Source organism: Nonomuraea sp. NPDC049129 (assembly GCF_040648495.1).
In the GTDB taxonomy this organism is placed as follows: domain Bacteria; phylum Actinomycetota; class Actinomycetes; order Streptosporangiales; family Streptosporangiaceae; genus Nonomuraea.
The window spans coordinates 72,741-98,809 of the sequence record NZ_JBEZDU010000003.1 but is presented as its reverse complement, the minus strand read 5'-3'; the positions used below and the strand labels follow the sequence as shown (position 1 = coordinate 98,809).

The window sequence follows — 26,069 nt, the reverse complement described above, 5'->3', positions numbered from 1 at the left end:
AGGTAGGCGTTCGTCAGGAGACGGACGGGTAAGCGTTCGTCAGGAGACGGACGGGCGGGTGCTCGTCAGGAGACGGGCGGGTAGGCGTTCTGGAGCAGTTGGCGGAACTGGGCGGAGAACCACTGGCCGGACAGCGGCGCGTTGGGCAGCGCGCCCGTCAGGTTGTGGCCGTTGAGGTCGTTGCCGGTGTAGGTGGGGTCGCACATCCGGTCGAACTTCTTGCCCTCGTCGTTCGGGATGTCCGTGCTGGCGCCGTCCGACTCGCCGGGGGGCTTGACCCACACGTAGGCGTCCAGGCCGGAGTCGGGGTTGGCGGTCGGCCGCGCGCCGAGGCCCGCGCCGCTCTGGTTGCACCAGTTGCCGGCGTGGATGCGCCGGTCGATGCGTGACTGGTCGACGAAGGTGTTGACGTCCGTCGAGGTGCTCGGGCCGCTCGGGCGGGCGCTGCCGCCCCAGCCGTTGCGCGAGGTGTCGATCAGCATGCCGAGCCCCGGCTTGAAGCCCTTGCCGATCAGCGCGGTGCGCAGGGCCTGGGCGAAGGACGTCTCGTCCACGTACCAGTTCCAGTCGACCCACTTGGACTGCCGGACCGAGGTGCCGTTCACCGTGGTGTTGATGTTGAAGTACAGCTCCTTGGTGACGGAGGTGTTCGCGGTGTTGACGATGAATCCGTCCACGCTGTCCACTCCGGCGGCAGCGCCGGCCGCGGTGGAGTAGAAGAGGTTGACCGACGGGTTGAAGTTCGAGTCCCAGCCGAGCCACGCGTGGTGGGCGGCGTCGATGTAGGTGTAGACGTTCGACATCGCGTGCAGCTTGTTCAGCGCGTACTGGACGCCCTGGACGTAGGCACCGGTGGAGTTGGCCTCGGCGCACTTGGGGAAGCTCAGGTTGGTGACCAGGTTGGGCAGCGAGTCGGGCTCGATGATCGTGACGATCCGCAGGTTCGCGTACTTCGAGTCGCTCATGATGGCGGCGATCGGGTCGATGTACTCGGTCTTGTAGCGGTTGAGCCCGTTCTCCGCGACGAGCAGCTCGCCGTTGGAGGCCAGCGCCGAGCAGTCGCGGTTGGGCAGGTCATAGATGACGAACTGGACGGTCAGCGGCGCGGAGCCGTTGGCGGCGTCCTGCGTGACGGCCGCGTCCAGATGCGCCCGCAGGCCCATGACCGACGAGCTGCCGGCGATGGCGGCGATGCGGTCCAGCCACACGGCGGTGGAGGTGTTGGCCACCGCGGCACCGCCCGGCTCGGCCGCGGCCTTGGCCTTCCAGTTGGGGTTGACGTAGCCGGTGGCGCCCGCGTACGGGTTGTCGACGTGCCCGGGGGTCGGCGTGCCGTCGTCATCCGCCTCGGTGGCGGTGACCGTCCGGCTGGTCAGACCGCTGGAGGCGACGGTGAAGGTACGCGTGCCGTTGGTGCTGTCGGAGTCCTGGGCCGCGCCCACGGTCACGGTCTGGGCGGTGTTCCAGTTGGCGGAGGTGAAGGTGAGCGAGCCGCCCGAGGTCACGGTGAGGTCGGCGTCGCCGCTGCCGGCCGTGGAGGTGACGGTCAGGTTCGCCGACGGCTGGATGGCCGGCTTGACCGTGTAGGTGGCGCTGCCGCCTTCGGGCACGGTCACCGCGGTCGGGGTCACGACCAGCGACTGCGTCTGCGTGGTGTCGTCGTCGACCTCGGTGGCGTTGACGGTGGCGGCGGTGACGCCGGTTCCGCCGACGCTGAAGGCCGCCGTGCCGTTGGCGGTGTCGGAGTCCTGGGCCGCCGCGAGGGTCACGGTCTGGGCGGTGTTCCAGTTGCTCGGGGTGAAGGTGAGCGAGCCGCCGGAGCTCACGGTCAGGTCCGTGTCGCCGCTGGTCCGGGTGGTGGCGACGGTCACGTTGGCGGTGGGCGCGGCCGACAGCTTGGCGGTGAAGGTCGCCGTGCCGCCCTCGTTGACGGACACCGAGCTCGCGGAGGTGACGACCGAGGGCGTCGTCGGATTGCCGCCGCCACAGGTCACGTTGTTGACGCTGAAGGAGGCCGGGTTCGGGTTGCTGCCGCTCCACGTGCCGTTGAAGCCGATGTTGGTCGAGGCGCCGGTGGCGAGGTTGCCGTTGTACGACAGGTTCTGCCCGGTGACGCGGGTCGCGGTCTGGCTCCAGTTGGCGCCCCAGCCGCTGGGGACGTACTTCTGCCCGGCGGTGGGGAAGTCGAAGGCCAGCGTCCATGCGGTGAGGGGGTCACCGAGGTTCTTGAGTGTGATGTTCGCGGTGAAGCCGCCCTGCCCCGGACTCGTCGTCCACGTGTTGGGCGTGTAGGCGACGTCACAGGCGACCGCGGCCTGTGCGGCCGTGGTCTGGCCGGCGACGAGACCTAAGGTCGCCAGGCAGGCGGCGGTCGCGGTCACGGCCCATCTGCGCAGGCCGCGGTGGAGTTTCACGAGCAATCATCTCCAGGAGCTAGAGCTGATGTGTGGGAGCGCTCCCATACTGAGCCGTGCTCACGGATGTGTACAGCGTGCGGTGAAGAGCGGCTGCGCCGCGACCCGGCATGCTCGCCGAATGTCGCGGAACGTCCATGAAACTTTCATGCCACGCAGCCAGGTGAGAGGAAATATGCGGGTTACCGGGACGGCATTCCGTTGACATCTCCATATGGCCACCCACAATCCATTTTGGGAGCGCTCCCACCCCCTACTCCCATGGAGACCTCGTGTCGTACACAATGCTCGCGCGCCTGAGAAGGCGGCTCGCACCGGCTTTTGCGCTTGTCCTCATAGCCGGGGCGACCACCGCGCTGACGGCCGCGCCCGCCAGCGCGGCCGTCGCCTGCGAGGTGACGTACACCACCAATGACTGGAGCGGCGGCTTCACCGCCAGCGTCACCATCAAGAACACCGGCGACCCGATCAACGGCTGGACGCTCGGCTTCAGCTTCCCTACGACCACGCAGAAGCTCAGCCAGGGCTGGAGCGCCACCTGGGCGCAGAACAACCAGGCCGTCACCGCCAAGAACCTCGACTGGAACGGCAACCTGGCCACCGGCGCCTCCACCAACATCGGCTTCAACGGCACCTTCACCGGCAGCAATCCGAAGCCCACCGCCTTCACCGTCAACGGCGTCACCTGCGGGGGCGCCGGCGTCAACAAGCCGCCGACCGTGGCGCTGACCTCGCCGAGCGCCGGGCAGACGTTCGCGGCGCCCGCCACCGTGCCGATCGCCGCGACCGCAGCGGACTCCGACGGCACGATCGCCAAGGTCGACTTCTACCAGGGCACCACGCTGCTGAACAGCGACACCGCCGCCCCGTACGCCTACAGCTGGCCGAACGTGCCCGCCGGCAGCTACTCGATCACCGCCAGGGCCACCGACAACCTCGGCGCCACCACCACCTCCTCGCCCGTCGGGATCACCGTGACGGCCGACAACACGCCGGCGCTCGTGGTGAGCCCGACGAGCCTGGCCGTGCCGGAGAAGGGCACCGCGGCGTTCGGCGTCCGGCTGTCGAGGGCGCCCACCGGCAACGTGACCGTCGCCACCGCGCGGACCAGCGGTGACGCCGACCTCACGGTCAGCTCGGGCGCCAGCCTGACCTTCACCACCGCCAACTGGAACACCGCGCAGAACGTCACCCTGGCCGCCGCCGACGACACCGACACGACCGCCGGCTCGGCCACGTTCACGGTGAGCGCCAGTGGCTACAGCCCGATCACGGTCACCGCCACCGAGGCCGACGACGATCTACCGGGTGGCGACAACGAGTACGTCAGGCGGTTCACCGAGCTCTACAACGAGCTGCACGACCCGGCCAACGGCTACTTCTCGCCCGAGGGCGTGCCGTACCACTCGCTGGAGACCTTCATGGTCGAGGCGCCCGACCAGGGGCACGAGACCACGTCGGAGGCGTTCAGCTATTACCTGTGGCTGGAGGCGGTCTACGGGCAGATCACCGGTGACTGGGCCAAGTTCAACACCGCCTGGGCGACGATGGAGAAGTACATCATCCCGGCCACGGCCGACCAGCCGACCAACTCCTTCTACACTCCGTCGAAGCCGGCTACGTACATCCCCGAGTCCACCTCGATCAACAACTACCCGTCACCGCTGGACACCAGCGTGAGCGTGGGCTCCGACCCGATCGCCAACGAGCTGAAGAGCGCGTACGGCACCGCCGACATCTACGGCATGCACTGGCTGCTGGACGTCGACAACACCTACGGCTTCGGCCGCTGCGGCGACGGCACCACCAAGCCCGCCTACATCAACACCTACCAGCGCGGCCCCGAGGAGTCGGTCTTCGAGACGATCCCGCAGCCGTCCTGCGACCAGTTCAAGTTCGGCGGCCCCAACGGCTATCTCGACCTGTTCGTCAAGGACAGCTCGTACGCCAAGCAGTGGAAGTACACCAACGCCCCCGACGCCGACGCGCGAGCCGTGCAGGCGGCGTACTGGGCGCAGACCTGGGCCAAGGCGCAGGGCAAGGAGTCGCAGATCTCGGGGTCGGTCGCCAAGGCCGCGAAGATGGGCGACTACCTGCGGTACGCGATGTACGACAAGTACTTCAAGAAGCCCGGCTGCACCAGCCCGTCCTGCGCTGCGGGCACCGGCAAGGACGCCTCCAACTACCTGCTGTCCTGGTATTACGCCTGGGGCGGCGCGACCGACGCGAACGCCGGATGGGCCTGGCGGATCGGCTCCAGCCACAACCACTCCGGCTACCAGAACCCGCTGGCCGCCTGGGCCCTGGCGAACGTCGCCGAGCTCAAGCCCAAGAGCTCGACCGGCGCCACCGACTGGAGCACCAGCCTGACGCGGCAGCTGCAGTTCTACACCTGGCTGCAGTCGGCCGAAGGCGCCATCGCCGGTGGCGCGACCAACAGCTGGGAAGGCCACTACGGGACGCCGCCGGCCGGTCTGCCCAAGTTCTTCGGCATGACCTATGACTGGCAGCCCGTCTACCACGACCCGCCGTCCAACCAGTGGTTCGGCTTCCAGGCGTGGACGATGGAGCGGGTGGCCGAGTACTACTACGCCACCGGCAACGCCAACGCCAAGACGCTGCTCGACAAGTGGGTCACCTGGGCGCTGGCCAACACCACGGTCAACGCGGACGGCAGCTACCAGATCCCGTCCACGCTGCACTGGACCGGCCAGCCCGCGAGCGACTTCAGCTCCACGAGCGGCATGCCCGCCGCCAACCCGGGCCTGCACGTGTCGATCGTGGACTACACGCAGGACGTCGGCGTCGCCGGCGCCTACGCCAAGGCCCTGATGTACTACGCCGCCAAGGCCAACCACACGGCGGCCAGGACCACGGCCAAGGCGCTGCTCGACGGCGTCTGGAAGTACCGCGACGCCAAGGGCGTGTCGGTGCCGGAGACCAAGACGGACTACAAGCGCGTCGGCGACCCGGTTTACGTCCCGCCGGGCTGGAGCGGCACCATGCCGAACGGCGACCCGATCAACTCCAGCTCGACGTTCCTGTCGATCAGGTCCTTCTACAAGAACGACCCCGACTACGCGAGGGTCGACGCCTTCCTCAAGGGCACGGGCCCGGCGCCGGTCTTCAACTATCACCGGTTCTGGGCGCAGGTGGACGTAGCCGTCGCCCTGGCCGAGTACGGACGGCTCTTCCCGTGATCCGTCCCGCATGATCGCCCCGCCCCGCCGCGTCCTGCCACGTCGGCGGGGCGGGTCACCATCGAAAGGCCGCCCATGAGAACCCGACTCGCGGTGCTCGCCGCGCTGTTACTCCCGCTGCTCTTCCTCTCGGCCCCCGCGCACGCCGCCGCCGGCCTTCATGTGAGCGGTACGAAGATCCTCGAAGCGAACGGCCAGGAGTTCGTCATGCGCGGCACCAGCCACGCGCACACCTGGTACCCCACCCAGACCAAGGCGTTCGCCGACATCAAGTCCCTGGGCGCCAACACCGTCCGAGTCGTGCTCAGCGGCGGGCGCTGGACCGCCAACAGCGTCTCCGACGTGGCCGACGTCGTCTCCCGCTGCAAGGCCAACCGGCTGATCTGCGTCCTGGAGAACCACGACACCACCGGGTACGGCGAGCAGAGCGGCGCCTACACCCTCGACCAGGCGGCCGACTACTGGATCAGCGTCAAGAGCGCCCTGGCCGGCCAGGAGAACTACGTCATCGTCAACATCGGCAACGAGCCGGTCGGCAACAACGCCGTCACCCCTGACTGGACCACCGCCACCGCCAACGCGGTCAAGAAGCTGCGCGCCAACGGCTTCGAGCACGCGCTCATGGTGGACGCGCCCAACTGGGGCCAGGACTGGCAGAACGTCATGCGCAACACCGCGCGGACCGTCTTCGACGCCGACCCCGCCAAGAACACGATCTTCTCGGTGCACATGTACGGCGTGTACGACACGGCCGCAGAGATCACCACCTACCTGGAGGCGTTCAGGACCGCCGGGCTGCCGCTGGTGATCGGCGAGTTCGGCTTCAACCACTCAGACGGCGACCCGGACGAGGACACGATCATGGCCCAGTCCGTGAGCCGGGGCCTCGGCTACCTGGGCTGGTCGTGGAGCGGCAACGGCGGCGGCGTCGAGTACCTCGACCAGGTCACCAACTTCGACGTCAACCAGCTCACCTCATGGGGCCAGCGGCTCTTCAACGGCGCCAACGGCATCGCCGCCACCTCGCGCGAGGCGTCGGTGTACGGCGGCGGCACCCCCGACCCGACCCCGCCCAGTGTGCCCGGCACCCCGGTCGCCTCCGGCGTCACCTCGACGGGGGCCACGCTGAGCTGGACCGCCTCCACCGACAACGTCCGCGTGACCGGATATGACGTCTACCGGGCGCCGAGCACGCTGCTCGGCCAGTCGGCGACCAACTCGATCACGCTGAGCGGGCTGACCCCCGCGACCGCCTACCAGGTCTACGTGAAGGCCAGGGACGCGGCGGGCAACGTCTCGGGGCAGTCGGGCCAGGTCACCTTCACCACCCTCAGCGGTGGTGGCGGCGGGGGCTGCACGGCCGTCGCGACCGTACAGAGCCAGTGGAGCAGCGGGTACGTCGTTCAGCCCGTGACCGTGACCAACACCAGCGGCGCGGCCAAGACCAGCTGGACGGTGACGTTCACGCTGCCCGCCGGGCACGTGCTCACCGGCTCCTGGAACGCCGCGGTGACGGTGAGCGGGCAGACCGTGACGGCCAGGAATCTGAGCTACAACGGCGCGCTCGGGCCGAACGCGAGCACCGCCTTCGGCTTCCAGGCCAGCCGGCCGAACGGCCAGACCACCGTGCCGTCCGGCTACACCTGCGCGAACTGAACCCCGAGACCGGCCGGTGCGGCGACTGCGCCACACCGGCCGGTCAACGCCACGAAGCGGCCGGATCGGTCGATCCGGCAGATTGACGAGCCCGGCCGGTCGATCCGGCCGGTCGATGAGGAGGTGGTGCCGACAACCGTCACTGGTGCAACCGTTCCATGTCACCATCCCGCCCGGATGGCGTGGCCGCGGCCGGCCGCGAGACCTCCCCCTCCTGCCGGCCGCGTCCGCATGCCAGGCGGCGCCCCTCGGGTCGAGCGCCGCTCGCTTCGAGCACCACTCGGCCGAGCGCCGCTCATCGGGCGCCGCCAGGTCATCGGGCCGTCACCAGGGCGAACCTCTGGCGGGCCGCCTCGATCGCGTCCTCGTCGGCGAACTCGCCGAACGCCTCCTCCTGATACCGCTGGGGTATCACCTGCCGGACCCGCTCGGGGTAACCGGCGCCCGGCGTGGGCACCCGTACCAGAGGTGGATCGCCCAGCCGGACGGCGATCGGGCCCGAGGCGCGCACCGAGACGGCCCACCCGGCGCCCGGCCCGGTGATGGCGCACATGTGGCGGGCATAGACCCACTTCACCTGGGTCATCGTGGTCGCGGTCGGTGGGTCGAAGCCGAACGGGTCGACCGCGCACACGACCCGGCCGGCCTGCTCGCCGAACTCGTGCCCGTGGTCGTGGTGCTCGGCCGGCGTGGATCTCTCAAGGATGTCCGTGACCTGGGCGGCGAGCTGGTCGCGCAGGTCCGATCGCCCCGCCTGGTGCAGGCCCATGAACAGCGCCGCACCGGCGACGGGGATCAGGGCCACGACGGCGATCGCCGCGGCCCTTCTGGTCCTCACCTCTTCCGGAATGCGCATGACCTACGGGCTGGTGCAGGTCAGCGTGGGTGCGGGGCTGGGGGCGGTGCCCGTGGCGTTGAACCCGAACGAGGTGGTCGCGTTCGGCGCGAGCTGCCCGTTGTAGGTGGCGTTCTTGACCGAGACGTTGGGCGGCTGCGCGCTCAGCACGCCGTTCCATGGCGATCCGTCGAGGCCCTGCCCGCCGCTGAAGGTCCACTTGACCGTCCAGCCGTTCAGCGCGGTGGTGCCGTTGTTCTTGACCGTCACGTCGGCCTGGAAGTGTCCTGGCCAGCCGGGGTTGTCGGTCGCGTGCCAGGTGGCGGAGCAGGCGCCGGGTGTTGGGGGAGTCGGTGTGACAGTGGGGTCGGGCGTGCTGCCGCCGTTGGGTCCGACGCCGGTGACCTCGCCGTGGCCGCCGTCGAAGACGACGTCGGAGCAGCTGAAGAAGTTCTCGGCGCTGTCGGAGCGGATCCAGTCGACGTAGATCATGTGCCGCCCGCTCTTGCCGGACGGGAGCTGGACGTTCCAGTAGTAGTAGTTGAGCGCGCCGGGCCCACCGGTGGCCGGCGGGTTGGTGACGCTGCCGAACGACTCCAGGTCGGACCACTTGAGCGGGGCGTTCGGGTTCCAGCCGTTCTTGGTGATGTAGTAGACGAACGTGCCGGGGTGCTGGGCCCAGTTGCTGTGCCACATCTGGATGCTCGCGCCCGAGGTCAGGTGGGTCTGCGGCCAGTCGGAGCGGACGGCGTTGTAGGCGGTGAAGTCGTACGGGCCGCCGGTGCCGCCGCTGCAGAGCTGCCCGTCGGGGATGAAGCCGCTGGTACGGCCGCCGGCGTCGGAGCGCAGCACGGCGAACCAGTTGTACAGCGGTGTGGCGCCGCTCTGCGCGACGGCCGCCGCACAGGCCGGGTTGTAGGGGATGATCTGCCCGTTGTCCCGCAGACCGTCCTTCCAGCACAGGTAGGTACGGGCACCGGGAAACATCGTGACGCCATGCGCCTGCGCCTGGGGAGCCACCAGGGCGGAGGCGAGTAATGTCGCCACCAGCGCGGCGGCGAAGGCCACCGACCGGATGAATCTCATGGGGATTCCCTTGTTCGTGCGACAGAGATCCCGCCCACGACCTGCCCGCCCGGCAGCTAGACGGATTGAACCACGCGCCGACCCGGCCGACAACGCGGCATGAAACTTTCACCCCGTCCCGGTCAGGGTTTGCCTGGTCGCTCGCCTCACTGCGGGCGGTGGCACGGGCGGGCGCTTGCCGGGAGACCGCGTCGGCCATGATGCTGCGTTGTGGGAGCGCTCCCAATACTCCTTGTCAGAGAAGCGGGAGCAACATGCCATGAGGCGCGTGCACATCAACCTGATCATCGCGGCGATCGGCTCGATCCTCGCCGCGGGACTGTTCGCCGTTCCGGCCCAGGCCGCCCCGGTGATCTGCGGGAAGATAGATTCCACCAGCATCCAGGGCAACAAGTACATCGTCCAGAACAACATCTGGGGAGCCGACACGGCGCAGTGCATCGACGTCGACCAGGCCGCCGCCGGCTTCACGATCACCCAGGCGGCGCACAACAAGCCGACCAACGGCGCCCCCGCCTCCTACCCGTCGATCTTCGCGGGCTGCCACTACACCCTCTGTACGACCGGCAGCGGCCTGCCCATGCGGGCCGACGCGAGCGGCTTCGGCAACCTGCGCACCAGCGTCAGGATGAGCTACCCGAGCGCGGGCGTCTGGGACGCGGCCTATGACATCTGGTTCGATCCGACCCCGCGCACCGACGGGCAGAACACCGGGGCCGAGATCATGGTCTGGCTCAACAAGCAGGGCTCCATCCAGCCGGTCGGCTCGCCCGTCGGCACGGTGAGCCTGGCGGGCGGCACCTGGCAGGTCTGGTTCGGCAACACCGGCTGGAACGTGATCTCCTACGTCCGCACCTCGGCCACGTCCTCGCTGGACTTCGCCATCGACACCTTCCTCGCCGACGCGATCAGCCGCGGGTACGCCCAGCGGTCGTGGTACCTCACCAGCGTGCAGGCCGGGTTCGAGCCCTGGGTCGGCGGGACTGGGCTGGCCGTCAACGCGTTCTCGTACACCACCTCGGGAGGCGGCACCGACACGACGCCGCCGACCGCGCCGTCCGGCCTGACGGCCTCGGGCACCACGTCGAGCGGCACAAGCTTGTCGTGGACCGCCTCCACCGACTCAGGCGGCAGCGGGCTGGCCGGGTACGACATCCTGCGGGCGACAGGTACCGGCGCCTTCGCCCAGGTCGGCACCAGCACCACCACCTCGTACGCCGACAGCGGCCTGAGCGCCGCCACGACCTACCGCTACCAGGTACGGGCCCGGGACGGCGCGAACAACCAGTCACCGGTGTCGAACACGGTCAGCGTGACCACCTCGACCGGCGGCGGGGGCGGCGGCTGCTCGGCTGTCGGGACCGTACAGAACGCCTGGAGCAACGGCTACGTCGTGCAGCCCGTGACCGTGACCAACACCGGCACCGCCGCCAAGAACGGCTGGACGGTCACCTTCACGCTGCCCGCCGGTCACACCGTCACGGGCTCCTGGAACGCGACCCTCACGGTCAGCGGGCAGACCGTGACGGCCAGGAACCTGTCGCACAACGGCACCCTGGCGCCCGGCGGCAGCACCACGTTCGGCTTCCAAGCGAGCCGGCCCAACGGGAACACCCAGACGCCGTCGGGGTACAGCTGCAGCTGACCGTGCGTGAGGGGCGCGGCTTCGTGTGAGGGGCGGCGGCCGCGCGTGAGGGGTGCGGTCCGGCCGTACCCCTCACTGAGGGTCAAGCGCGGTGGCGATCCGCTCACACCGTCGCGGAGCGGCCGGGTGCGAATTGCCGGATATTGGCCTCGGTGACACCGTCAGCGAGGAGATCGCCCAGAGCCTCGCCGACCGCCGGCGCGTACTTGAATCCGCCGCCGGAGAATCCGACGGCGACCGCGACGTGCGCGGCGCCCGGGAGCAGCCCGACGACGGGCCGGCCGTCCCCCGTGTACGACTCCACGTGCACCGAGGTCTGCACAGGACGCGGGTTGAGCCGGGGCAGCCAGCGCCCGACGACCTCGCGGACCTCCGCCATGTGCTCGGCGGTGAGGTGGGGATCCAGGCGCGCCGGGTCGGCCACCTCTGGGTGTGGGCGGGTCTTCACGCCGATCTTGACCGTGGCGCCGTCCAGGCTGGGAAAGCCGTAGACGGAGGCGCCGCCCGGCAGGCCGGCCCGTTCGAAGACCGGAAAGCGTTCGGCGCTGTACAGCGACGGGTCGTCCGGTACGAACCAGGTCTGCGCCAGCCGGCGGGCGGTCAGCCCGGTCACCCCGATCGCCTCCCGCAGCCCATCCGGCAGCAGCGTGGCCGCCCAGGCGCCGGGGGCCAGGACCACCGCGTCGAACGTCTCGCTGCGAGCGCTTCCTCCCGTGCCACGGTAGGTCAGCTCGACCGTGTCGGACCTCACGTCGATGTCGAGGATCTCGGTGTCATGGTGCACCGTCGCCCCGAGCGTCGTGGCCTGTTCGATCGCGGCGAGGATGGCCGGCTCAGGACGGAGAAAGCCGGTCGCGGAGTCATGGACGGCGATGTCCTCGTCGTCGACGGCGTGCTGGGGGAAGCGGTGCCGCAGATCCCGCGCGTCGAAAATGCGGTGGGCCAGCCCCCACTTCTCGCAGCTGGCCACGGCCTGCCGGACGGAGGTGCGGTCCGCGGGACCGAGGATCAGTCCTCCGGTCTGCTCAAGCAGACGTCGTCCGGTCGCCTCCTCCAGCCGGCGCCACAGCCGCTCGGCCCGGAGAACCAGCGGCGGCAGGTCCGGGTCTCCCATGCTGATGACCGCGAACCGGCGGCTCTGCCCGCCGGAGGCCCCGCGGTGGTGCGGGACGCCCCAGCGATCGAAGGCATGCACGTCCAGGCCGCGCTCGGCCAGCTGCCAGGCGGCCATGCTCCCCACCGCTCCGGCCCCGATGACCGCCGCCCTTCTTCGAGCGGTTCCGACCGTCCTCATGAGGCCAGCGCCGGAGCGGCGAGGTACTTGAGGTTCTGGTACTCGGTGAGCCCTTCGGCGCCGCCCTCCCGGCCGAGCCCGGACTCCTTGATCCCGCCGAACGGCGCGGCCACGTGGGACAGCAGTCCCCGGTTGATGCCGACCATGCCGCTGTCCAACCGGCCCGCGACTCGCGCGATCCGGTCGCTGTCGCGCGCCACCAGGTATGCCGCGAGCCCGAACGGAGTGTCGTTGGCCAGCGCCACCCCCTCGTCCTCCGTCCGGAACCGGCGGATGCCCGCGACCGGGGCGAAGACCTCCTCCTGCTGCAGGAGAGCGTCGGCGCTGAGATGGTCGAGCACCACCGGGGCGAACCAGCTGCCGGGTCCGTCGGGTACGCCGGAACGCCCCAGAACAGTCGCCCCCTTAGAGATGGCGTCGTCGACCAGCCGGTCGGCCTTGGCCACCGCACGGTCATCGATGAGCGGACCGAGGTCGACGTCCGAGGTGCCCAGCCCGACCCTGATCGCGGTGAGGGCCTCGGTAAGACGGGCCGCGAACTCGTCGGCCACCGGTTCCTGGACGAGGAACCGGTTGGCCGCCACGCACGACTGACCCCCCAGGCGCATCTTGGCGATGACCGCCTCACGGACCGCGAGGTCGAGGTCGGCGTCGTCGAAGACCAGGAACGGGGCGTTGCCGCCGAGTTCCATCGACGTACGCAGCACGTGCGCGCCGGCCTGTCGCAGCAGCAGCTTCCCGACGGGGGTGGACCCGGTGAAGGACACCTTCCGCAGTCGCGGGTCGGCGATGAGGGCACCGCAGACCGCCCCTGGATCCGTGGTGGTGACCACGGTGAGGACTCCTGCCGGGACCCCCGCGTCCTGGGCGAGTCGCGCGAAGGCCAGCGAGGTCAGCGGGGTGAGCTCCGCCGGTTTCAGCACGACCGTGCAGCCGGCGGCCAGGGCGGGCGCGACCTTGCGGGTGGCCATCGCCAGCGGCACGTTCCACGGGGTGATGAGCAGGCAGGGGCCGACCGGGCGCGGGACGGTAACGATGTGCCAGCCGCCGTCGGGGGTCGGGGTGCTCCGGCCGGAGCTGCGGACCGCCTCCTCGGCGTACCAGCGGATGTACTCGGCGGCGTAGCGGACCTCGCCGCGGGACTCGGCGAGGGTCTTGCCGACCTCCAGGGTGATGAGGGCCGCCAGGCGGTCCTCGTCGGCGAGCATCGCCTGGTAGAGCCGGTGCAGAATGTCAGCTCGCCGCCGGGTCGGGGTGGCCGCCCAGGCGGGGAACGCCTCGCTCGCCGCGGTGAGCGCGAGCAGGGCGTCATCCGGTTCGCAGTCGGCGACGGCGGCGACCGGCCGGCCGAGCGCGGGATCGGCGACGGCGAAGGTCCGCCCGGAGCGCGGCGCCGTCCACTCGGCGCTCAGGAAGCCACTGGGCAGCGACGCGGCCGCGGTCTCCGTGAGTTCGCGATGCCGGGCGAGGTCCGCCGACGCCGGCGTGGGCTCAGGCGGATTCGAGGGCACGGGCACGGTCGAGAGCGGACTCGAGGACGTCAGCGGCACGGGAGATCTCCTCGGCGGTGATGACGAACGGGGGACTGACGTGCAGGGAGTTGTCGGCCAGCAGCCGGGTCAGGACGCCCTGCTCCCGCGCGGCGCGCAGCACGGGGCGGGCGTCGACGTCGGGGGCGAGCTGGACGGCCGCGAGCAGGCCGACCCCGGCCCGCACGTCCACGACGGCTCCGTGGTCGGCCAGCGGGGCGAGGGCCTGAGCCAGGACGGGTTCGAGGTCCAGGACGCGCTCCAGCAGACCTTCCTCCTCAAGGATGCTCAGGTTCGCCTCGGCGGCGACGCAGGCCGCGGCGTGGCCCGAGTACGTCAGGCCGTGGCGGAAGGTCGGGGCGTCGGAGGTTTCGGCGAAGAAGGGCTCCCAGACGCGCCGGGCCACCAGCACGCCGCCCAGCGGCAGGTAGCCGGAGGTGATGCCCTTGGCCATGGTGAGGAGGTCCGGCTCGATGCCGAAACGCTGGCAGGCGAACCACTGCCCGACCCGTCCGAAGCCGGTGATGACCTCGTCGGCGATGAGCAGGATGTCCAGGCGGCGGCACAGCTCGGCCAGCCCGGTGAGGTAGCCGGGCGCGGGCAGCAGCACTCCTCCGGTGCCGATGATCGGTTCGGCGATGAGGGCGGCGATGTTGTCGGGGCCGAGCCGGAGGAGCTCCGCCTCGGTGGCGGCCAGGTCGTCCCACGGCACGCGGGCGGTCTCGGGGATCAGCGAGTCGCTGCCGTACCCGTCGCGGTTGCTCTGGATGCCCGTGATGCTGGTACCGAACCCGTGCAGGCCGTGGTAGGCGTGCTCGCGGGAGACGATGATCCGCTTACCGGGCCGCCCGGCCACCTGCCAGTGCCGGCGCGCGAGCTTGCAGGCGGTGTCGACGGAGTCGGAGCCGCCGCTGGTGAGGAAGACCTTCGCGTCGGGGATGGGACTCAGCGCGGCGAGGCGCTCGGCGAGCCGGATGGCGGGGCGGTTGGCCATGCCCTGGAACAGGTGGTAGGTCTCCAGGTCGGTCAGCTGCTCACGAACGGCGTCGGCGATGCGGGCTCGGCCGTGTCCGACGTTGGCGTGCCACAGGCCGGCCGGCAGGTCGAGCAGGTCCTGGCCGTCCTCGGTACGTACCCAGGCTCCCTGCCCCGACGCGATGACGGTGCGGGTTTCCTCGATGGTGGACATCGCGGTCTGCGGATGCCACAGGCTGGTGCTGGTCAAGAAAGGCTCCTCATCACGTCGGGGGGAGTGCTGCCGGTGGTGGCGGGAACGGCGTGGGTCAGGCGGCGGCCACGACGTCCTCGACGACCTCGGCGTGGATGTGCAGCATCCGGGCCACCAGGCCGTTGCCGCGAGTGAACTTCAGGTCCTCCGGCGCCACGGCGTCGTCCGCGCCGGTGAAGAACGCGGCACCCTGGTCCATCGACTTGTCGGACTTGTCATCGGGGTAGAGCGGGTTGATCGTGTTCTCGATCTTCGGCCACAGGGCTCGGGCGGCCTCGGTGCTCTCGAACTCCAGCGTCATCACCAGCGTGTTCGAGATGAGCTCCCCCGCGCACTCGCGCAGAACCGAGCCCCCGAGGTATCCGGGGTGGCCCTCCAGGCCGCGCAGCCAGTCGATGAGGCTGTTGCGGGCCTGGTCGACCTTGGTGGGCTCGGCAACGAAGATGAAGACGTCACGACGCTTGGACATGGTGTTCTCCTGTCTCGCCAGTGTGGTGGGGATGGCATGGGGACTGCGCGGCGGTCACCGCGAGGAGCGCGGCAGGTCGTAGAAGACCGCGCCGGTGGCTCCGTTCGAGTCGTCGTGGATGAGCAGGGCGCCGAAGGACTCCCAGAAGGCGACGGCGCCCGGGGAGTGCTGGTAGGTGTGCAGAGCGATGGCCTCGTAGTGCCCCTCCCGGTCCGCACGCTCGAGAACCGCGTGGACCAGGGCTCTGGCGATGCCGCGGCGGCGGGCTTCCTTGCGGACGTAGACGCGTACGAGCTGGCCGTGCCGGCCGTCCTCGTACCGGTCGACCACGTGTTGCGGGGTGAGGCCGGGCTTCAGCCGTCCGCTGCGGATCCCGCCCGTGGCCAGGACCTCATCCGTGCTGTCGTCGGTCACCACCAGGAGGAAGGGGCCGGCTCCGGGGGCGTAGTGGGTCAGCGGGTCGTCGACGTCGGCGTGGATCAGCGGGTCGTAGGCGTCGCCGAAGTCCTCGGCGATGCTGCGCCGCATCACCGACTGCGCGCCGGGCAGGGTGCGCTCACTCAGCGGGTGGATCGACCACCCCGTCGAGCCGTTCACGGGTGTCACCGCGCGCCCTGAGCGGCGAGCTTGGCCCGGTACGCCTCACGGGCCTCCTTCGAGGCGTGGTGGTCGGACAACTCGTGGAGGTCGTCCGGCACCACGCCGTCGAAGGCGGGGTGGACGTGGACGGTGACCCGGTCGAGGTTGCCGACCGCGTGCATCAGGGAGTGCTGCACGTCCTCGGCCACGCGGTGGGCCTCGATGATGCTCAGCCGGGCGTCGACGCCGATCTCGGCGTCTCCCTCCATGCGGTGACCGGACCAGCGGGCGCGCACGCCGCCGACGGTCTCGACGCCGACGACGCCGGCGATCGTGGTGCGCATCCGGTCGATCGTCGCCGGCTCCACACCGTCCATGAGACGGCGGACGATGATGACCAGGGAGTTGATCAGGATGCCGGTGATCGCCAGGGCGATCAGCAGGCCGACGATGGCGTCGGCGCGGTCGAACCCGAGCCACACGCCGATCACGCCGGCGACGACGGCGATGGAGGTGTAGCCGTCGGCGCGGGCGTGCTGGCCCTCGGCGATCAGCGCCGCGGATCCGATGCGACGGCCGGCCCGGATGCGGTACACGGCCACCACCTCGTTTCCGAGGAAGCCGACGACCCCGGCGGCGAAGACCCACCACAGGTTGGTCGGCGGGTGCGGGTTGAGCAGCGCGTCGATCGACTCCCAGATGATCAGCCCGATCGAGGCGACGATGACCAGGGAGATGAACAACCCGACCAGGTCCTCGGCGCGCCGGTAACCGTAGGAGTACTTCTTCGTCGCCGCGCGCCGGCCCAGCCGGAAGGCGATGATCAGCGGGATCGTGGTCGCCGCGTGTCCCAGGTTGTGGATGGTGTCGGCCAGCAGGGCGATCGACCCGGACATCGCGACGATGACCATCTGCCCGATCGCGGTGGCCATCATCCCGGCCAGCCCGATCCAGGCCGTGCGGATCCCGTGGTTGGCCGACTCCTCGGCGGTCTGGATCGCTTCGTTGGCGTCGTGGGCGTGGGGGACCACCGTGTGCTTGATCCGCGCCCACAGGCCGTTCCCGTGGTCGTGGCCCTCGTCGTGGCCGTGCCCATGGCCGTGCCCGTGACCGTGCCCATGCCCGTGACCGGTGGTGGCCGACGCCTCGGCCGCGTGGTGACCGGTCGCGTGGTGATCGGCCGCGTGGTCATCGTGGGCGTGATCGGAGTGGTCGTGCCCGTGGTCGTTGACGGTGGCGGGCGCGTCGTCGTGGGGGTGGCCGTGACCGTGGCCATGGCCGTGTCCGTGATCGTCTGGGGTCGTGGAAGCTCGCATGGGGAGTCCGTTCGTGCCGGCGGGGAGGGAGTCGCGGGGCCGGGAGAGAGTCGGCCGGCTGCCGAGTGGCGCCTGCCGCGTCACCACATCTTGTGCACAACGGCCAGCGGCGGTCAACTGTTGTCAACAATCTTCCGGTGGCCTGAAGGAAAACACCGGCAACGAAAGTCAGCCCCACGACCTGGAAATACTCGTTCAACCGGCTTATGAAGATCAAAGAAAGGCTGGGAAACGTACTCGTTACACGTGGGCAACTCGAAATTGTTGACAACAGAGAATCGGGTCCTTAGCGTTCCAGACACCACGCTGGCTGCCCGCCTCGGACGGCTCGCACCGGGCGTGATATCTCGCCGCTTCGCCGCCTGCCCAGTCGCACCGACGGGCTCCGGCCCTCACCGGACCGACCACCGACGCTCCTGCCCCCACCGGACATACCACCACCGGAGGAACTGCTCGTGGACCTGACCAGTGTGCGCCCCAAATACCTCACTTTCGATTGCTACGGGACGCTGACCAGCTTCGACCTCAACCTCACCGTCAAGCCGCTGGTCGCCGACCGGATCTCCGAGGAGGACATGCCGGTCTTCCTCAAGGACTACCGCGCGTACCGGATGGACGAGGTGCTCGGCGAGTTCAAGCTCTACCCCGATGTGCTCAAGGACTCCTTCAAGCGCACCTGCGAACGCTGGGGCATCGGCTACCGCCCCTCCGACGGCGAGGCCATCGTGGCCTGCGTACCGACCTGGGGTCCCCACGCGGACGTTCCCCCGAGCCTGGCCAAGCTCGCCGACGCCTACCCTCTGGTGATCTTCTCCAACGCCGTCGACGAGCAGGTGCGGCACAACGTCGACCAGCTCGGCGCCCCCTTTCACAAGGTGTTCACCGCCGAGCAGGCCAGGGCGTACAAACCGCGCTACCAGGCCTTCGAGTACATGCTCGACCAGCTGGGCTGCGAACGCGACGAGATCGTCCACGTCTCCTCGCACATCTGGTACGACCTGATCCCCGCCCACGAGCTGCGGATCCCGCACAAGATCTACGTCAACCGCGGCTACGACCCCTCCACGCCCTTCTACCAGTACGCCGAAACCGCCGACCTGTCCGGCGTCCCCGCCGTGCTGGGTCTGTGAAGGCCGCGAGGAGGATGCCGATGAAGAGGAGGAAGTCGTGAAGCTGACCAGCTACTGGCTCGACACCGCCGAGCCGGCCGGCGACTTCCGCCGCACCGAGCTCCCTGAGAACGTCGATGTCGCGGTCATCGGTGCCGGGTTGACCGGGCTGTCCGCCGCGCTGCATCTCGCTCGCAGCGGTGCCAGTGTCGCCGTGCTGGAGTCCCACACCGTGGGCTGGGGGGCCTCCGGTCGCAACGGCGGCATGGCCACGACCGGCCTGGCCATCTCCCTCCCCGCCGCGGTCAAGCGCTACGGCCCCGAGCGGGCGGCCATGATGTTCACCGCCTACGACAACGCGATCGACACCGTCGAGAAGATCGTCACCGAGGAGCAGATCGACTGCCACTTCGAGCGCTCCGGCAAGCTCACCCTGGCCGCCAAACCGGCGCACTACGCCGCTCTGGAGCGTTCGGCGCGGGTGATCGAGAAACTCGTCGGCCGCACGGTTCAGTTGGTCCCCCGCGGCCGCATGCGGGACGAGCTGGGTAGCGACCGCTACTACGGTGCGCAGGTCGACCCGAACGGGGCGGGCGCCCACGTCGGGAAGCTGGTCATGGGACTGGCCCGTGCCGCGGTCGGTCACGGGGCCCTGATAGCGGAGAACGCCGCGGTAACCGGCGTCCGCCGCGGCGGACGGGGGCACCAGGTCCAGACCACGCGTGGCGCCCTGACCGCCTCCGACGTGCTCATCGCCACCAGCGGCTACACCGGGAAACTGACCCCGTGGCTGCGCCGCCGCATCGTGCCGGTGGGCAGTTTCATCGTCGTCACCGAACCCCTGCCGGACGACCTCGTCGCCCAGCTCATGCCACACCGGCGGATGGCGTCGGACACCAAGAACCTGCTGTACTACTTCCGTCCCACACCGGACAACCGGTTGCTGTTCGGCGGGCGGGCCCGGTTCGCCCTGTCGGACGCCCAGTCGGACCTCAAAAGCGGGGAGATCCTGCGCAAGGCCATCGCCGAGGTGTTCCCGCAGTTGCGGGACGTCCGGCTGGACTACTGCTGGGGCGGGCTGGTCGACATGACGATGGATCAGATGGTCCACGCCGGCGTACGCGACGGGATGCACTACTCCGTCGGCTACAGCGGCCACGGGGTCCAGATGGCCACCCACATGGGCAAGGTCATGGCCGAGGTCATCGGCGGCGACTCCACGGCCAACCCGTGGCAGGGTCTGGCGTTCCCGCCGGTTCCCGGTCACTTCGGGCCGCCATGGTTCCTGCCGGCCGCCGGGGCGTTCTACCGCGCACTCGACGCCGTGCGCTGATCGATCCGAGAACGTGTGACGACCCGGAGGTATCCCGAGTGTTGTACATGCTGAGGCGGTTCGCCGTCCTCGTGACGACCCTGCTGGTCGCCTCTTTTCTGGTGTTCCTCATCCCCTACGTCACCTCCGGGGATCCGGCCGCGCGGATCCTGCGCGCCCGGGTGGGCGACCTGGTCCAGGACCCGGCGACGCTGGCCCGCCTCCGGCTCGAGTACGGGCTGGACCGGCCGCTGCTCCAGCAGTACCTGTCCTGGCTGGGCTCGGCACTGCAGGGTGATCTCGGCCGGTCGTTCACCAACGGCACGGAGGTTCTTCCTCAGCTGATGCGGGCGTTGTCGGTCACCGCCTCGATCGCCGTTCTCGCGCTCCTGCTCGCCCTGTTGGTCGCGGTTCCGCTGGGAGCCCTCTGCGCGATACGGCGTGGGACCAAGCTCGACGGGGCGATCACCGGCATCACGCAGGCATTCGTGGCCGTCCCGGAGTACTGGCTCGCCCCGGTCCTGGTGCTGGTGTTCGCCCTGCAGCTCGGCGTGCTGCCCTCCTCCGGCTGGCAGGGACCGTCGTCGCTGGTGCTTCCCTGCCTGACCCTGGCGCTGCGGCCGATGAGCTACTTCACCCAGGTCGCCCGCTCGTCGATGGTCGAGGTAATCGAGGCGCCCTACATCACCGCCGCCCGCGGTCGCGGGCTGAGCTTCGCCCAGACCATGCTGCGTCACGGGCTGCGCAATTCCGTCCTGCCGGTCCTGACCCTGTTCGCGGTCTGGCTGGCCGGCCTGCTCGGCGGGTCCGTCGTCGTCGAGGTGATCTTCGCTGTGCCCGGGGTGGGGCGGCAGATGTACGACGCGGTCATCAACAACGACGTCCCGCTCATCCAGGGTGGGGTCGTGGCGGTCGTCGGCCTCGCCGTGATCATCACCACCCTCACCGATGTGCTTTACACCGTCATCAACCCGACTGCGAGGACGAGCCGTGTCCGTGCTTGACGTCTTCGGCGACAACACCCGTCGCGACAATTCCGGTGCTGAGCATCCGCCGTCACCGGCCGGAGCCACCACCGCCCCGGCCCCCCGCAGGCGCGGAAGCTGGCCACCGGCGTTGCTGGCCGGGTCCATCATGTTCGGTGTGATCGCCCTGCTCCTGCTGCTGGCACCGTGGCTGTCGCCCTATCCGCCGGCTCAGCAGAACCTCGCCGCCCGTCTGGAAGGCATCTCCGCGGCCCACCTGCTGGGCACCGACCACCTGGGCCGTGACGTGCTCAGCAGGCTGCTGGACGGGGGCCGGTTCTCTCTTGCCGTCGCCTCGGTCACGCTGGTGATCTGCGCCGTCACCGGCACTCTCGTGGGGTTCCTCGCCGCACGGCGGGGCGGCCTGCTCGACACCCTCGTCATGCGCGTCACCGACATCCTGCTGGCCTTCCCCGAGATGGTGGTCGCGCTCTTCCTCGTCGCGGTCCTCGGCACCGGTGACCTGACACTGCTGCTCGCCCTGACCATCGGCGGGTGGACCCCGTTCTGCCGGCTGGCCCGTGGTGTCGCCCTGGAACTCAACGGCCGCGACTTCATCGAAGCGGCTCAGGCCCTGGGCTGCTCGGGGTGGTTCATCATCCGCCGCCACCTGCTTCCCAACGCCATGCCCCCGTTGCTGGCCCATACGGCACTGCGCTTCGGCCACAAGCTCATCACCGTCGGCGCCCTGTCCTTCCTGGGACTCGGCGTCCAGCCGCCGTCCTCCGACTGGGGTTCGATGCTGTCCGAGGCCACCCCGTACCTCGACCGCCTGCCGATGCTGGTCCTGGCGCCCGGTGCCGCGATCTTCTTGGCCGCCCTCAGCGTCACACTCGCCGGCCGCGGCCTGGAGACGCGCCGGGCCCGGACAGGCGGGCCCTCATGACGTGCGGAGCGCCGCTGCACCCGCGCGGCGATCAGACTGGAAACGCTCACGCCCTCCTGCGCCTGCGGACTGTGAGTGGCGGAAACGGCACACAAACCCGGAGAAGCACACCCATGAGCGCTCAGACCCCGGCCCCGGCGGCCAAGACCTCGAAGCGCACGCTGACGGAGGTGGTCACCGGGCTGCTGCGTAACCGCATCCTCAGCGGGGAGTTCTCGCCCGGAACCCAGATGAACGAAGTCGAGCTCGCGGCCTCCTTCGAGGTCTCCCGCGGCCCGTTGCGCGAGGCGATGCAGCGCCTGGTACAGGAAGGTCTGCTGGTCAGCTACCCCCGTCACGGGGTCTTCGTCCCCACCTTGACCATTGAGGACCTGGAGGACATCTTCGTCGCCCGCCAAGCGATCGAGCGGGAGGCGCTGCGCCGGGTCACCGCCCGAGGGGTCTCCGCGGGCCTGGTCGCCGACCTCGAAGTGATCGTCGCGCGGATGAAGGACGCCGCCGGCGGCCCGGACAGGAGCGCACTGGCCGCCCTGGACCTCGCCTTTCACCGCCGGCTGGTCAGCGGTGCCGGCAGCACCCGGCTGGATCGGCTGTACGGACTCATCTCCAACGAGATGCAGCTGTGCTTCCGGTTGATCGTCGACAGCTACAGCGATCGTTCCGAGCTGCCGGCCGAGCACGAGCAACTGCTGCACGTCATCGCCAGCGGTGACAAGTCCGCCGCCCTGGCACTTCTGGACCGGCACTTCGCCGAGGTCGGCGAACTTCAGGCGGCGACATCGGGCAAGCCGCACAAGCACCACCTTCGACCGCAGCCGCATCACCACCAGGATCCGTTGGCGCATGAACAGATCTTTCACGAACACGCCGACGGCTACCGCCACGGAGACGACCACAAAGCCCCACCGCAACCCCGGGAGCAGCCATGAGCGCACGCCTGGAGGTCCGTGACCTGACCGTTCACGCCGGTCGGCCTGGACAAGCCCCGCCCATCCTCGATCGCGTCAGCCTGACCCTGGACCCCGGCGAGGTGCTGGCCCTGGTCGGTGAATCAGGGTCGGGCAAGAGCATGGCCGCCCACTCGATGCTGCGCATGCTGCCGACCGGGTTGCACATGCACGCCGAGGCGCTGCGGCTGGGCGACCTGGACCTGCTCGCCGCCTCCTCACGGGCGTTGGACGGCATCCGCGGCCAGCGCATCTCCATGCTCTACCAGCAGCCCAAGCGCATGCTCGACCCGACCGCGACGATCGGCAGCCAGGTCGCCGAGCCACTGCGCCGCCATCTCGGCATGAGCCGGCAGGCCGCCCGCCGCCGGGTCGTGGAGTTGCTCGCCGACGTCGGGATCCCCGATCCCGAACGCCGCGCCGGTGACCATCCGCACCAGATGTCCGGCGGCATGGCCCAGCGCGTCATGATCGCCATGGCGCTGGCCACCCATCCGGATGTCCTCATCGCCGACGAACCCACCACCGCCCTGGACGTCACCGTCCAAGCGCAGATTCTCCGTCTCATCGCCGCATTGCAGGCCGAGACCGGAATGTCGGTCCTGTTCATCTCCCACGACGTCACCACCGTCGCCTCCATCGCCGACCGCATCGCCGTCATGTACGCGGGCCGCATCGTCGAGGACGGACCGGCCGACGAGGTCATCACCGCCGCCGAGCACCCATATACCCAGGCCTTGTTGCGCTGCTCCACGCTGCAGACCGACGACACCGGTCATCTGCACGTCATCCCCGGCAACGCCACCTCGGCACGCGCCGCCGGTAACGGCTGCCGATTCCGCCCACGCTGCGCCGTCGCGGACGGCGACGCGAAACTGAGCTCCCACTGTGACAGCGAGGAACCCGACCTCACCTGCTGCGGCACCCATCGCAACTCGCGCTGCTGGGTCACCATCGACACCCGACGACAGGTTCCGGCATGAACGACCTCGCCCCGAACTCCGACATCGCCGTCCTCGACCATGTCAGCAAGCACTATCCGTTGTCGCGGACGGGTTTCGGCCGCCGGCCGCACGTGCACTCCGTCGACGACGTGTCCCTGCGCATCCGGGAGGGGGAGGTGCTGGGGCTGGTCGGTGAGTCCGGCTCGGGCAAGAGCACCCTGGCTCGGCTCTTGCTCGGCCTCGTACCAGCCGACGCCGGACTGATCGACGTCGATCGGCTGAGGGTCGGCAAGCTGCGCGGCGCCCGACTGCGGCAGCTGCGCCGGTCGGCGCAGCTGGTCTTCCAGGACCCGCACTCCGCGCTGGACCCGCGCATGACGCTGCGGGAATCGCTGCTCGCCCCCCTGCAACAACACCGCATCGGTACGCCGCCGGAGCGCCTGCGGCGAGTCGCCACCGCGCTGGCGGAGGTGGGCCTGGACGACAGTTTCCTGGAGCGCCGGCCGGGCGACTGCTCCGGTGGGCAGCTGCAGCGGGTGGTCATCGCCAGAGCTCTCCTGCTGGAACCCAAGCTGCTCGTCTGCGACGAGCCGGTGTCGGCCCTGGACGCCTCGGTGCAGGCGACCATCCTGAACCTGCTGGTCGATCTGCGTCGCTCGCGGGGGCTGAGCATGCTGTTCATCTCTCACGACCTGAAGGTGGTCAAGTTCCTCGCCGACCGGGTGGCGGTTCTGTATCTCGGGCAGGTCGTGGAGACGGCCACGCACGAAGGCATCTTCACCGACGCCCTGCACCCCTACACCCTGGCACTGCTGCATTCCGGTCGTGGACACCGCGTCAACGCCGGTGCGGCGGATCAGCTGAAGGGCGAACCACCCAGCCCCGTCTCCCCGCCTTCCGGCTGCCGCTTCAACACCCGCTGTCCGCTGGCCACCGACCAATGCCGCACCGAGCAACCCGATCTCGTCGACATCGGAGACGGCCACCAGGTCCGCTGTCACCGCTCGGCGGAGACCCGGAGTCGGCTGACAGTTGAGGAGCTCCCCGTATGAGCCTCATGACCGGACGCGCCGCCACGGCGGCCACTCGCTGGACCTTGCCCGGCAACGCGTACGCCGGTGGACGCTGGCGGGAAACGGAACGGCACACCACCATCACCGACCCCGAAACCGGCGAGTTCCTCGGCGAGGTCGCCGACAGCACCGCCGCGGAGGTACGCGAGGCCGTCGACGCGCTGGTGGACACCTTTCGGGCCGGCACCGCCGACCGTACCGACTGGCCGCTGTGGCAACGCCGGGAGGCCCTGCACCGCGCCGCCGAACTGCTGAGGCAGCACGCCGGGCGGTTCACCGCCATCGTGAGCTCCGAGGGATGCAAGACCATCAGAGATGCCCGCCGGGAGGTGGCCAGGGCAGCGGAGACCTTGCAGCTTTCCGCCGGTGCGGGACACGCCCTGCAGGGCACCAGCGTGCCGTTCGAGGACACCTCCCGTGGCGCGGACCGGCTCGGGTGGAGCAGCAGGGAACCGCTCGGGGTCGTCGCCGCCATCACCCCGTTCAACGACCCGCTGAACCTCGTGGCGCACAAGGTCGGCCCGGCACTGCTGGCCGGCAACGTCATCGCGGTCAAGCCGCACGAGGCGACGCCGCTGTCCGCGCTCGCCCTCGCCGAGTTGCTCCTTGAGGCCGGCGTTCCCGGTGACCGGATCGCCGTGCTGCCGGGCGGCCCGGCCGCCGGGCGGGAGCTGGTGTCGCATCCCGGCATCGACGTCGTCTCCTTCACCGGCGGGGTCCGCACCGCCGACGAGGTGGCCCGGCTGGCCGGCGCCCGGACCCTGCTGATGGAGCTGGGCGGATCCAACCCGGTCATCGTCGACCATGGCGTGGACCTGGCGGCAGCCGCGCGGGCCATAGCCGAAGGGGCGTTCGGGTGCGCGGGGCAGAACTGCCTGTCGGTGCAGCGGGTCTACGTGGTCGCCGAGCACTACGACGAACTGCTCAGCCACCTGACCCAGACGACCGCTCACCTGAGCGTCGGCAGCAAGCACGACGAGAGCACCGACATCGGCCCGCTGATCGACACGGCGGCCGCGCGACGTGTGGAGCGCCGGGTCGAGGAGGCCGTCGCCCGCGGCGCGGTCGTACGCGCGGGAGCGGTCCGTCAGGAAGCCACCTACCAGCCGACCATCCTCACCGACCTCGCCCCCGACGATCCCATCATCACCGACGAGATCTTCGGCCCCGTGGTCAGCGTGCTGCCCGTGGCCGATCTCGACGACGCCGTGACCCAGGCCAACCGCGCGGCCACCGGTCTGCAGGCCGGGGTCTTCACCCGCGACACCACCTCGGCCCTGCGTACGGCCCGCCTGCTACGAGCCGGCGCGGTAATGATCAACGACACGTCCGACTTCCGCATCGACGCCATGCCGTTCGGCGGCTTCCACCGCAGCGGTATCGGCCGGGAAGGCGTCACCAGCGCCGTCGTGGCGATGACCGCACCCAAGGTCATCGCGGCCCGGCTGACCTCCATCAGCTGAGTTCTCCTCACTGACAAATACCCATCGGCTCTGCCAGCCCGACCGGGACGAACAGCCCT

The 26,069-nt window shown here is 69.8% G+C and carries 20 protein-coding genes; 11 read left to right on the top strand and 9 right to left on the bottom strand.

Annotation, left to right across the window (positions count from 1 at the left end):
• Window positions 1-65: 65 nt before the first annotated feature.
• A complete protein-coding gene (locus AB0B64_RS09855; RefSeq protein ID WP_357938908.1) occupies window positions 66-2,414 on the bottom strand; it encodes a glycoside hydrolase family 6 protein in 2,349 nt (782 codons plus the stop codon).
• Between the two features lie 272 nt (window positions 2,415-2,686).
• Here AB0B64_RS09855 and AB0B64_RS09850 point away from each other — a divergent pair, with 272 nt between their 5' ends.
• Both AB0B64_RS09850 and AB0B64_RS09845 read left to right on the top strand, forming a co-directional pair.
• Window positions 2,687-5,614: a glycoside hydrolase family 48 protein gene (locus AB0B64_RS09850; RefSeq protein WP_358176132.1), complete on the top strand. Its 2,928-nt coding sequence runs from the start codon at window positions 2,687-2,689 to the stop codon at window positions 5,612-5,614.
• Between the two features lie 75 nt (window positions 5,615-5,689).
• Entirely contained in the window at window positions 5,690-7,270 is a 1,581-nt protein-coding gene (locus AB0B64_RS09845) for a cellulase family glycosylhydrolase (RefSeq protein WP_358176129.1), read from the top strand.
• Between the two features lie 313 nt (window positions 7,271-7,583).
• Here AB0B64_RS09845 and AB0B64_RS09840 read toward each other — a convergent pair whose 3' ends face one another.
• Together AB0B64_RS09840 and AB0B64_RS09835 are read right to left on the bottom strand one after the other, a co-directional pair.
• Window positions 7,584-8,108, bottom strand: coding sequence for a hypothetical protein (locus AB0B64_RS09840; RefSeq protein ID WP_357938914.1), 525 nt, complete (start codon window positions 8,106-8,108; stop codon window positions 7,584-7,586).
• 21 nt (window positions 8,109-8,129) lie between these two features.
• Window positions 8,130-9,191: a lytic polysaccharide monooxygenase gene (locus tag AB0B64_RS09835; protein ID WP_357938916.1), complete on the bottom strand. Its 1,062-nt coding sequence runs from the start codon at window positions 9,189-9,191 to the stop codon at window positions 8,130-8,132.
• Window positions 9,192-9,450: 259 nt separating this feature from the next.
• On the opposite strand from AB0B64_RS09835, the gene AB0B64_RS09830 reads away from it, so the two are divergent.
• Window positions 9,451-10,836: a cellulose binding domain-containing protein gene (locus tag AB0B64_RS09830; protein ID WP_357938918.1), complete on the top strand. Its 1,386-nt coding sequence runs from the start codon at window positions 9,451-9,453 to the stop codon at window positions 10,834-10,836.
• Window positions 10,837-10,939: 103 nt separating this feature from the next.
• Here AB0B64_RS09830 and solA read toward each other — a convergent pair whose 3' ends face one another.
• The 6 genes from solA to AB0B64_RS09800 are packed head-to-tail and all read right to left on the bottom strand — an operon-like array spanning window position 10,940 to window position 17,251.
• Window positions 10,940-12,130 (bottom strand): N-methyl-L-tryptophan oxidase, encoded by a 1,191-nt coding sequence (gene solA, locus AB0B64_RS09825; protein WP_357938921.1) that lies wholly within the window; start codon window positions 12,128-12,130, stop codon window positions 10,940-10,942.
• The gene (locus AB0B64_RS09820) at window positions 12,127-13,680 is read right to left on the bottom strand and encodes an NAD-dependent succinate-semialdehyde dehydrogenase (RefSeq protein WP_357938923.1); all 1,554 of its coding nucleotides are present in this window, start codon (window positions 13,678-13,680) and stop codon (window positions 12,127-12,129) included. Before AB0B64_RS09820 ends, solA begins: the two co-directional genes overlap by 4 nt.
• Window positions 13,622-14,884 (bottom strand): aspartate aminotransferase family protein, encoded by a 1,263-nt coding sequence (locus AB0B64_RS09815; protein WP_357938925.1) that lies wholly within the window; start codon window positions 14,882-14,884, stop codon window positions 13,622-13,624. Before AB0B64_RS09815 ends, AB0B64_RS09820 begins: the two co-directional genes overlap by 59 nt.
• A gap of 58 nt (window positions 14,885-14,942) precedes the next feature.
• A complete protein-coding gene (locus tag AB0B64_RS09810) occupies window positions 14,943-15,356 on the bottom strand; it encodes a hypothetical protein (RefSeq protein WP_357938927.1) in 414 nt (137 codons plus the stop codon).
• 54 nt (window positions 15,357-15,410) lie between these two features.
• Window positions 15,411-15,953, bottom strand: coding sequence for a GNAT family N-acetyltransferase (locus AB0B64_RS09805; RefSeq protein WP_357938929.1), 543 nt, complete (start codon window positions 15,951-15,953; stop codon window positions 15,411-15,413).
• A 5-nt stretch (window positions 15,954-15,958) separates the two neighbouring features.
• Window positions 15,959-17,251 (bottom strand): cation diffusion facilitator family transporter, encoded by a 1,293-nt coding sequence (locus tag AB0B64_RS09800; RefSeq protein ID WP_358176126.1) that lies wholly within the window; start codon window positions 17,249-17,251, stop codon window positions 15,959-15,961.
• Window positions 17,252-17,706: 455 nt separating this feature from the next.
• Between AB0B64_RS09800 and AB0B64_RS09795 the strand changes: the two genes are divergently transcribed.
• The 8 genes from AB0B64_RS09795 (at window position 17,707) to AB0B64_RS09760 (ending at window position 26,010) form a co-directional block, all read left to right on the top strand.
• The gene (locus tag AB0B64_RS09795; protein WP_357938933.1) at window positions 17,707-18,381 is read left to right on the top strand and encodes a haloacid dehalogenase type II; all 675 of its coding nucleotides are present in this window, start codon (window positions 17,707-17,709) and stop codon (window positions 18,379-18,381) included.
• Between the two features lie 37 nt (window positions 18,382-18,418).
• Window positions 18,419-19,693: an FAD-binding oxidoreductase gene (locus tag AB0B64_RS09790; RefSeq protein WP_358176123.1), complete on the top strand. Its 1,275-nt coding sequence runs from the start codon at window positions 18,419-18,421 to the stop codon at window positions 19,691-19,693.
• A gap of 47 nt (window positions 19,694-19,740) precedes the next feature.
• Entirely contained in the window at window positions 19,741-20,676 is a 936-nt protein-coding gene (locus tag AB0B64_RS09785; protein ID WP_357938937.1) for an ABC transporter permease, read from the top strand.
• Window positions 20,663-21,583 (top strand): ABC transporter permease, encoded by a 921-nt coding sequence (locus AB0B64_RS09780; protein ID WP_357938939.1) that lies wholly within the window; start codon window positions 20,663-20,665, stop codon window positions 21,581-21,583. The genes AB0B64_RS09785 and AB0B64_RS09780 overlap by 14 nt, the downstream gene beginning before the upstream one ends.
• 113 nt (window positions 21,584-21,696) lie before the next feature.
• Window positions 21,697-22,512, top strand: a complete 816-nt coding sequence (locus tag AB0B64_RS09775; protein WP_358176120.1) for a GntR family transcriptional regulator — start codon at window positions 21,697-21,699, stop codon at window positions 22,510-22,512.
• Window positions 22,509-23,513: an ABC transporter ATP-binding protein gene (locus tag AB0B64_RS09770; RefSeq protein ID WP_357938943.1), complete on the top strand. Its 1,005-nt coding sequence runs from the start codon at window positions 22,509-22,511 to the stop codon at window positions 23,511-23,513. Before AB0B64_RS09775 ends, AB0B64_RS09770 begins: the two co-directional genes overlap by 4 nt.
• Window positions 23,510-24,526: an ABC transporter ATP-binding protein gene (locus tag AB0B64_RS09765; RefSeq protein ID WP_358176117.1), complete on the top strand. Its 1,017-nt coding sequence runs from the start codon at window positions 23,510-23,512 to the stop codon at window positions 24,524-24,526. The genes AB0B64_RS09770 and AB0B64_RS09765 overlap by 4 nt, the downstream gene beginning before the upstream one ends.
• Window positions 24,523-26,010, top strand: coding sequence for an aldehyde dehydrogenase family protein (locus AB0B64_RS09760; protein ID WP_358176114.1), 1,488 nt, complete (start codon window positions 24,523-24,525; stop codon window positions 26,008-26,010). Before AB0B64_RS09765 ends, AB0B64_RS09760 begins: the two co-directional genes overlap by 4 nt.
• Window positions 26,011-26,069 lie beyond the last annotated feature (59 nt).

Excerpts from the sequence above, each read along its gene's own strand:
- AB0B64_RS09770 (WP_357938943.1), top strand. The coding sequence starts at position 22,509 with ATGAGCGCACGCCTGGAGGTCCGTGACCTGACCGTTCACGCCGGTCGG.
- AB0B64_RS09830 (WP_357938918.1), top strand. The coding sequence starts at position 9,451 with ATGAGGCGCGTGCACATCAACCTGATCATCGCGGCGATCGGCTCGATC.
- solA (WP_357938921.1), bottom strand. The coding sequence starts at position 12,130 with ATGAGGACGGTCGGAACCGCTCGAAGAAGGGCGGCGGTCATCGGGGCC.
- AB0B64_RS09845 (WP_358176129.1), top strand. The coding sequence starts at position 5,690 with ATGAGAACCCGACTCGCGGTGCTCGCCGCGCTGTTACTCCCGCTGCTC.
- AB0B64_RS09765 (WP_358176117.1), top strand. The coding sequence starts at position 23,510 with ATGAACGACCTCGCCCCGAACTCCGACATCGCCGTCCTCGACCATGTC.
- AB0B64_RS09810 (WP_357938927.1), bottom strand. The coding sequence starts at position 15,356 with ATGTCCAAGCGTCGTGACGTCTTCATCTTCGTTGCCGAGCCCACCAAG.
- AB0B64_RS09760 (WP_358176114.1), top strand. The coding sequence starts at position 24,523 with ATGAGCCTCATGACCGGACGCGCCGCCACGGCGGCCACTCGCTGGACC.
- AB0B64_RS09800 (WP_358176126.1), bottom strand. The coding sequence starts at position 17,251 with ATGCGAGCTTCCACGACCCCAGACGATCACGGACACGGCCATGGCCAC.
- AB0B64_RS09785 (WP_357938937.1), top strand. The coding sequence starts at position 19,741 with ATGCTGAGGCGGTTCGCCGTCCTCGTGACGACCCTGCTGGTCGCCTCT.
- AB0B64_RS09835 (WP_357938916.1), bottom strand. The coding sequence starts at position 9,191 with ATGAGATTCATCCGGTCGGTGGCCTTCGCCGCCGCGCTGGTGGCGACA.
- AB0B64_RS09775 (WP_358176120.1), top strand. The coding sequence starts at position 21,697 with ATGAGCGCTCAGACCCCGGCCCCGGCGGCCAAGACCTCGAAGCGCACG.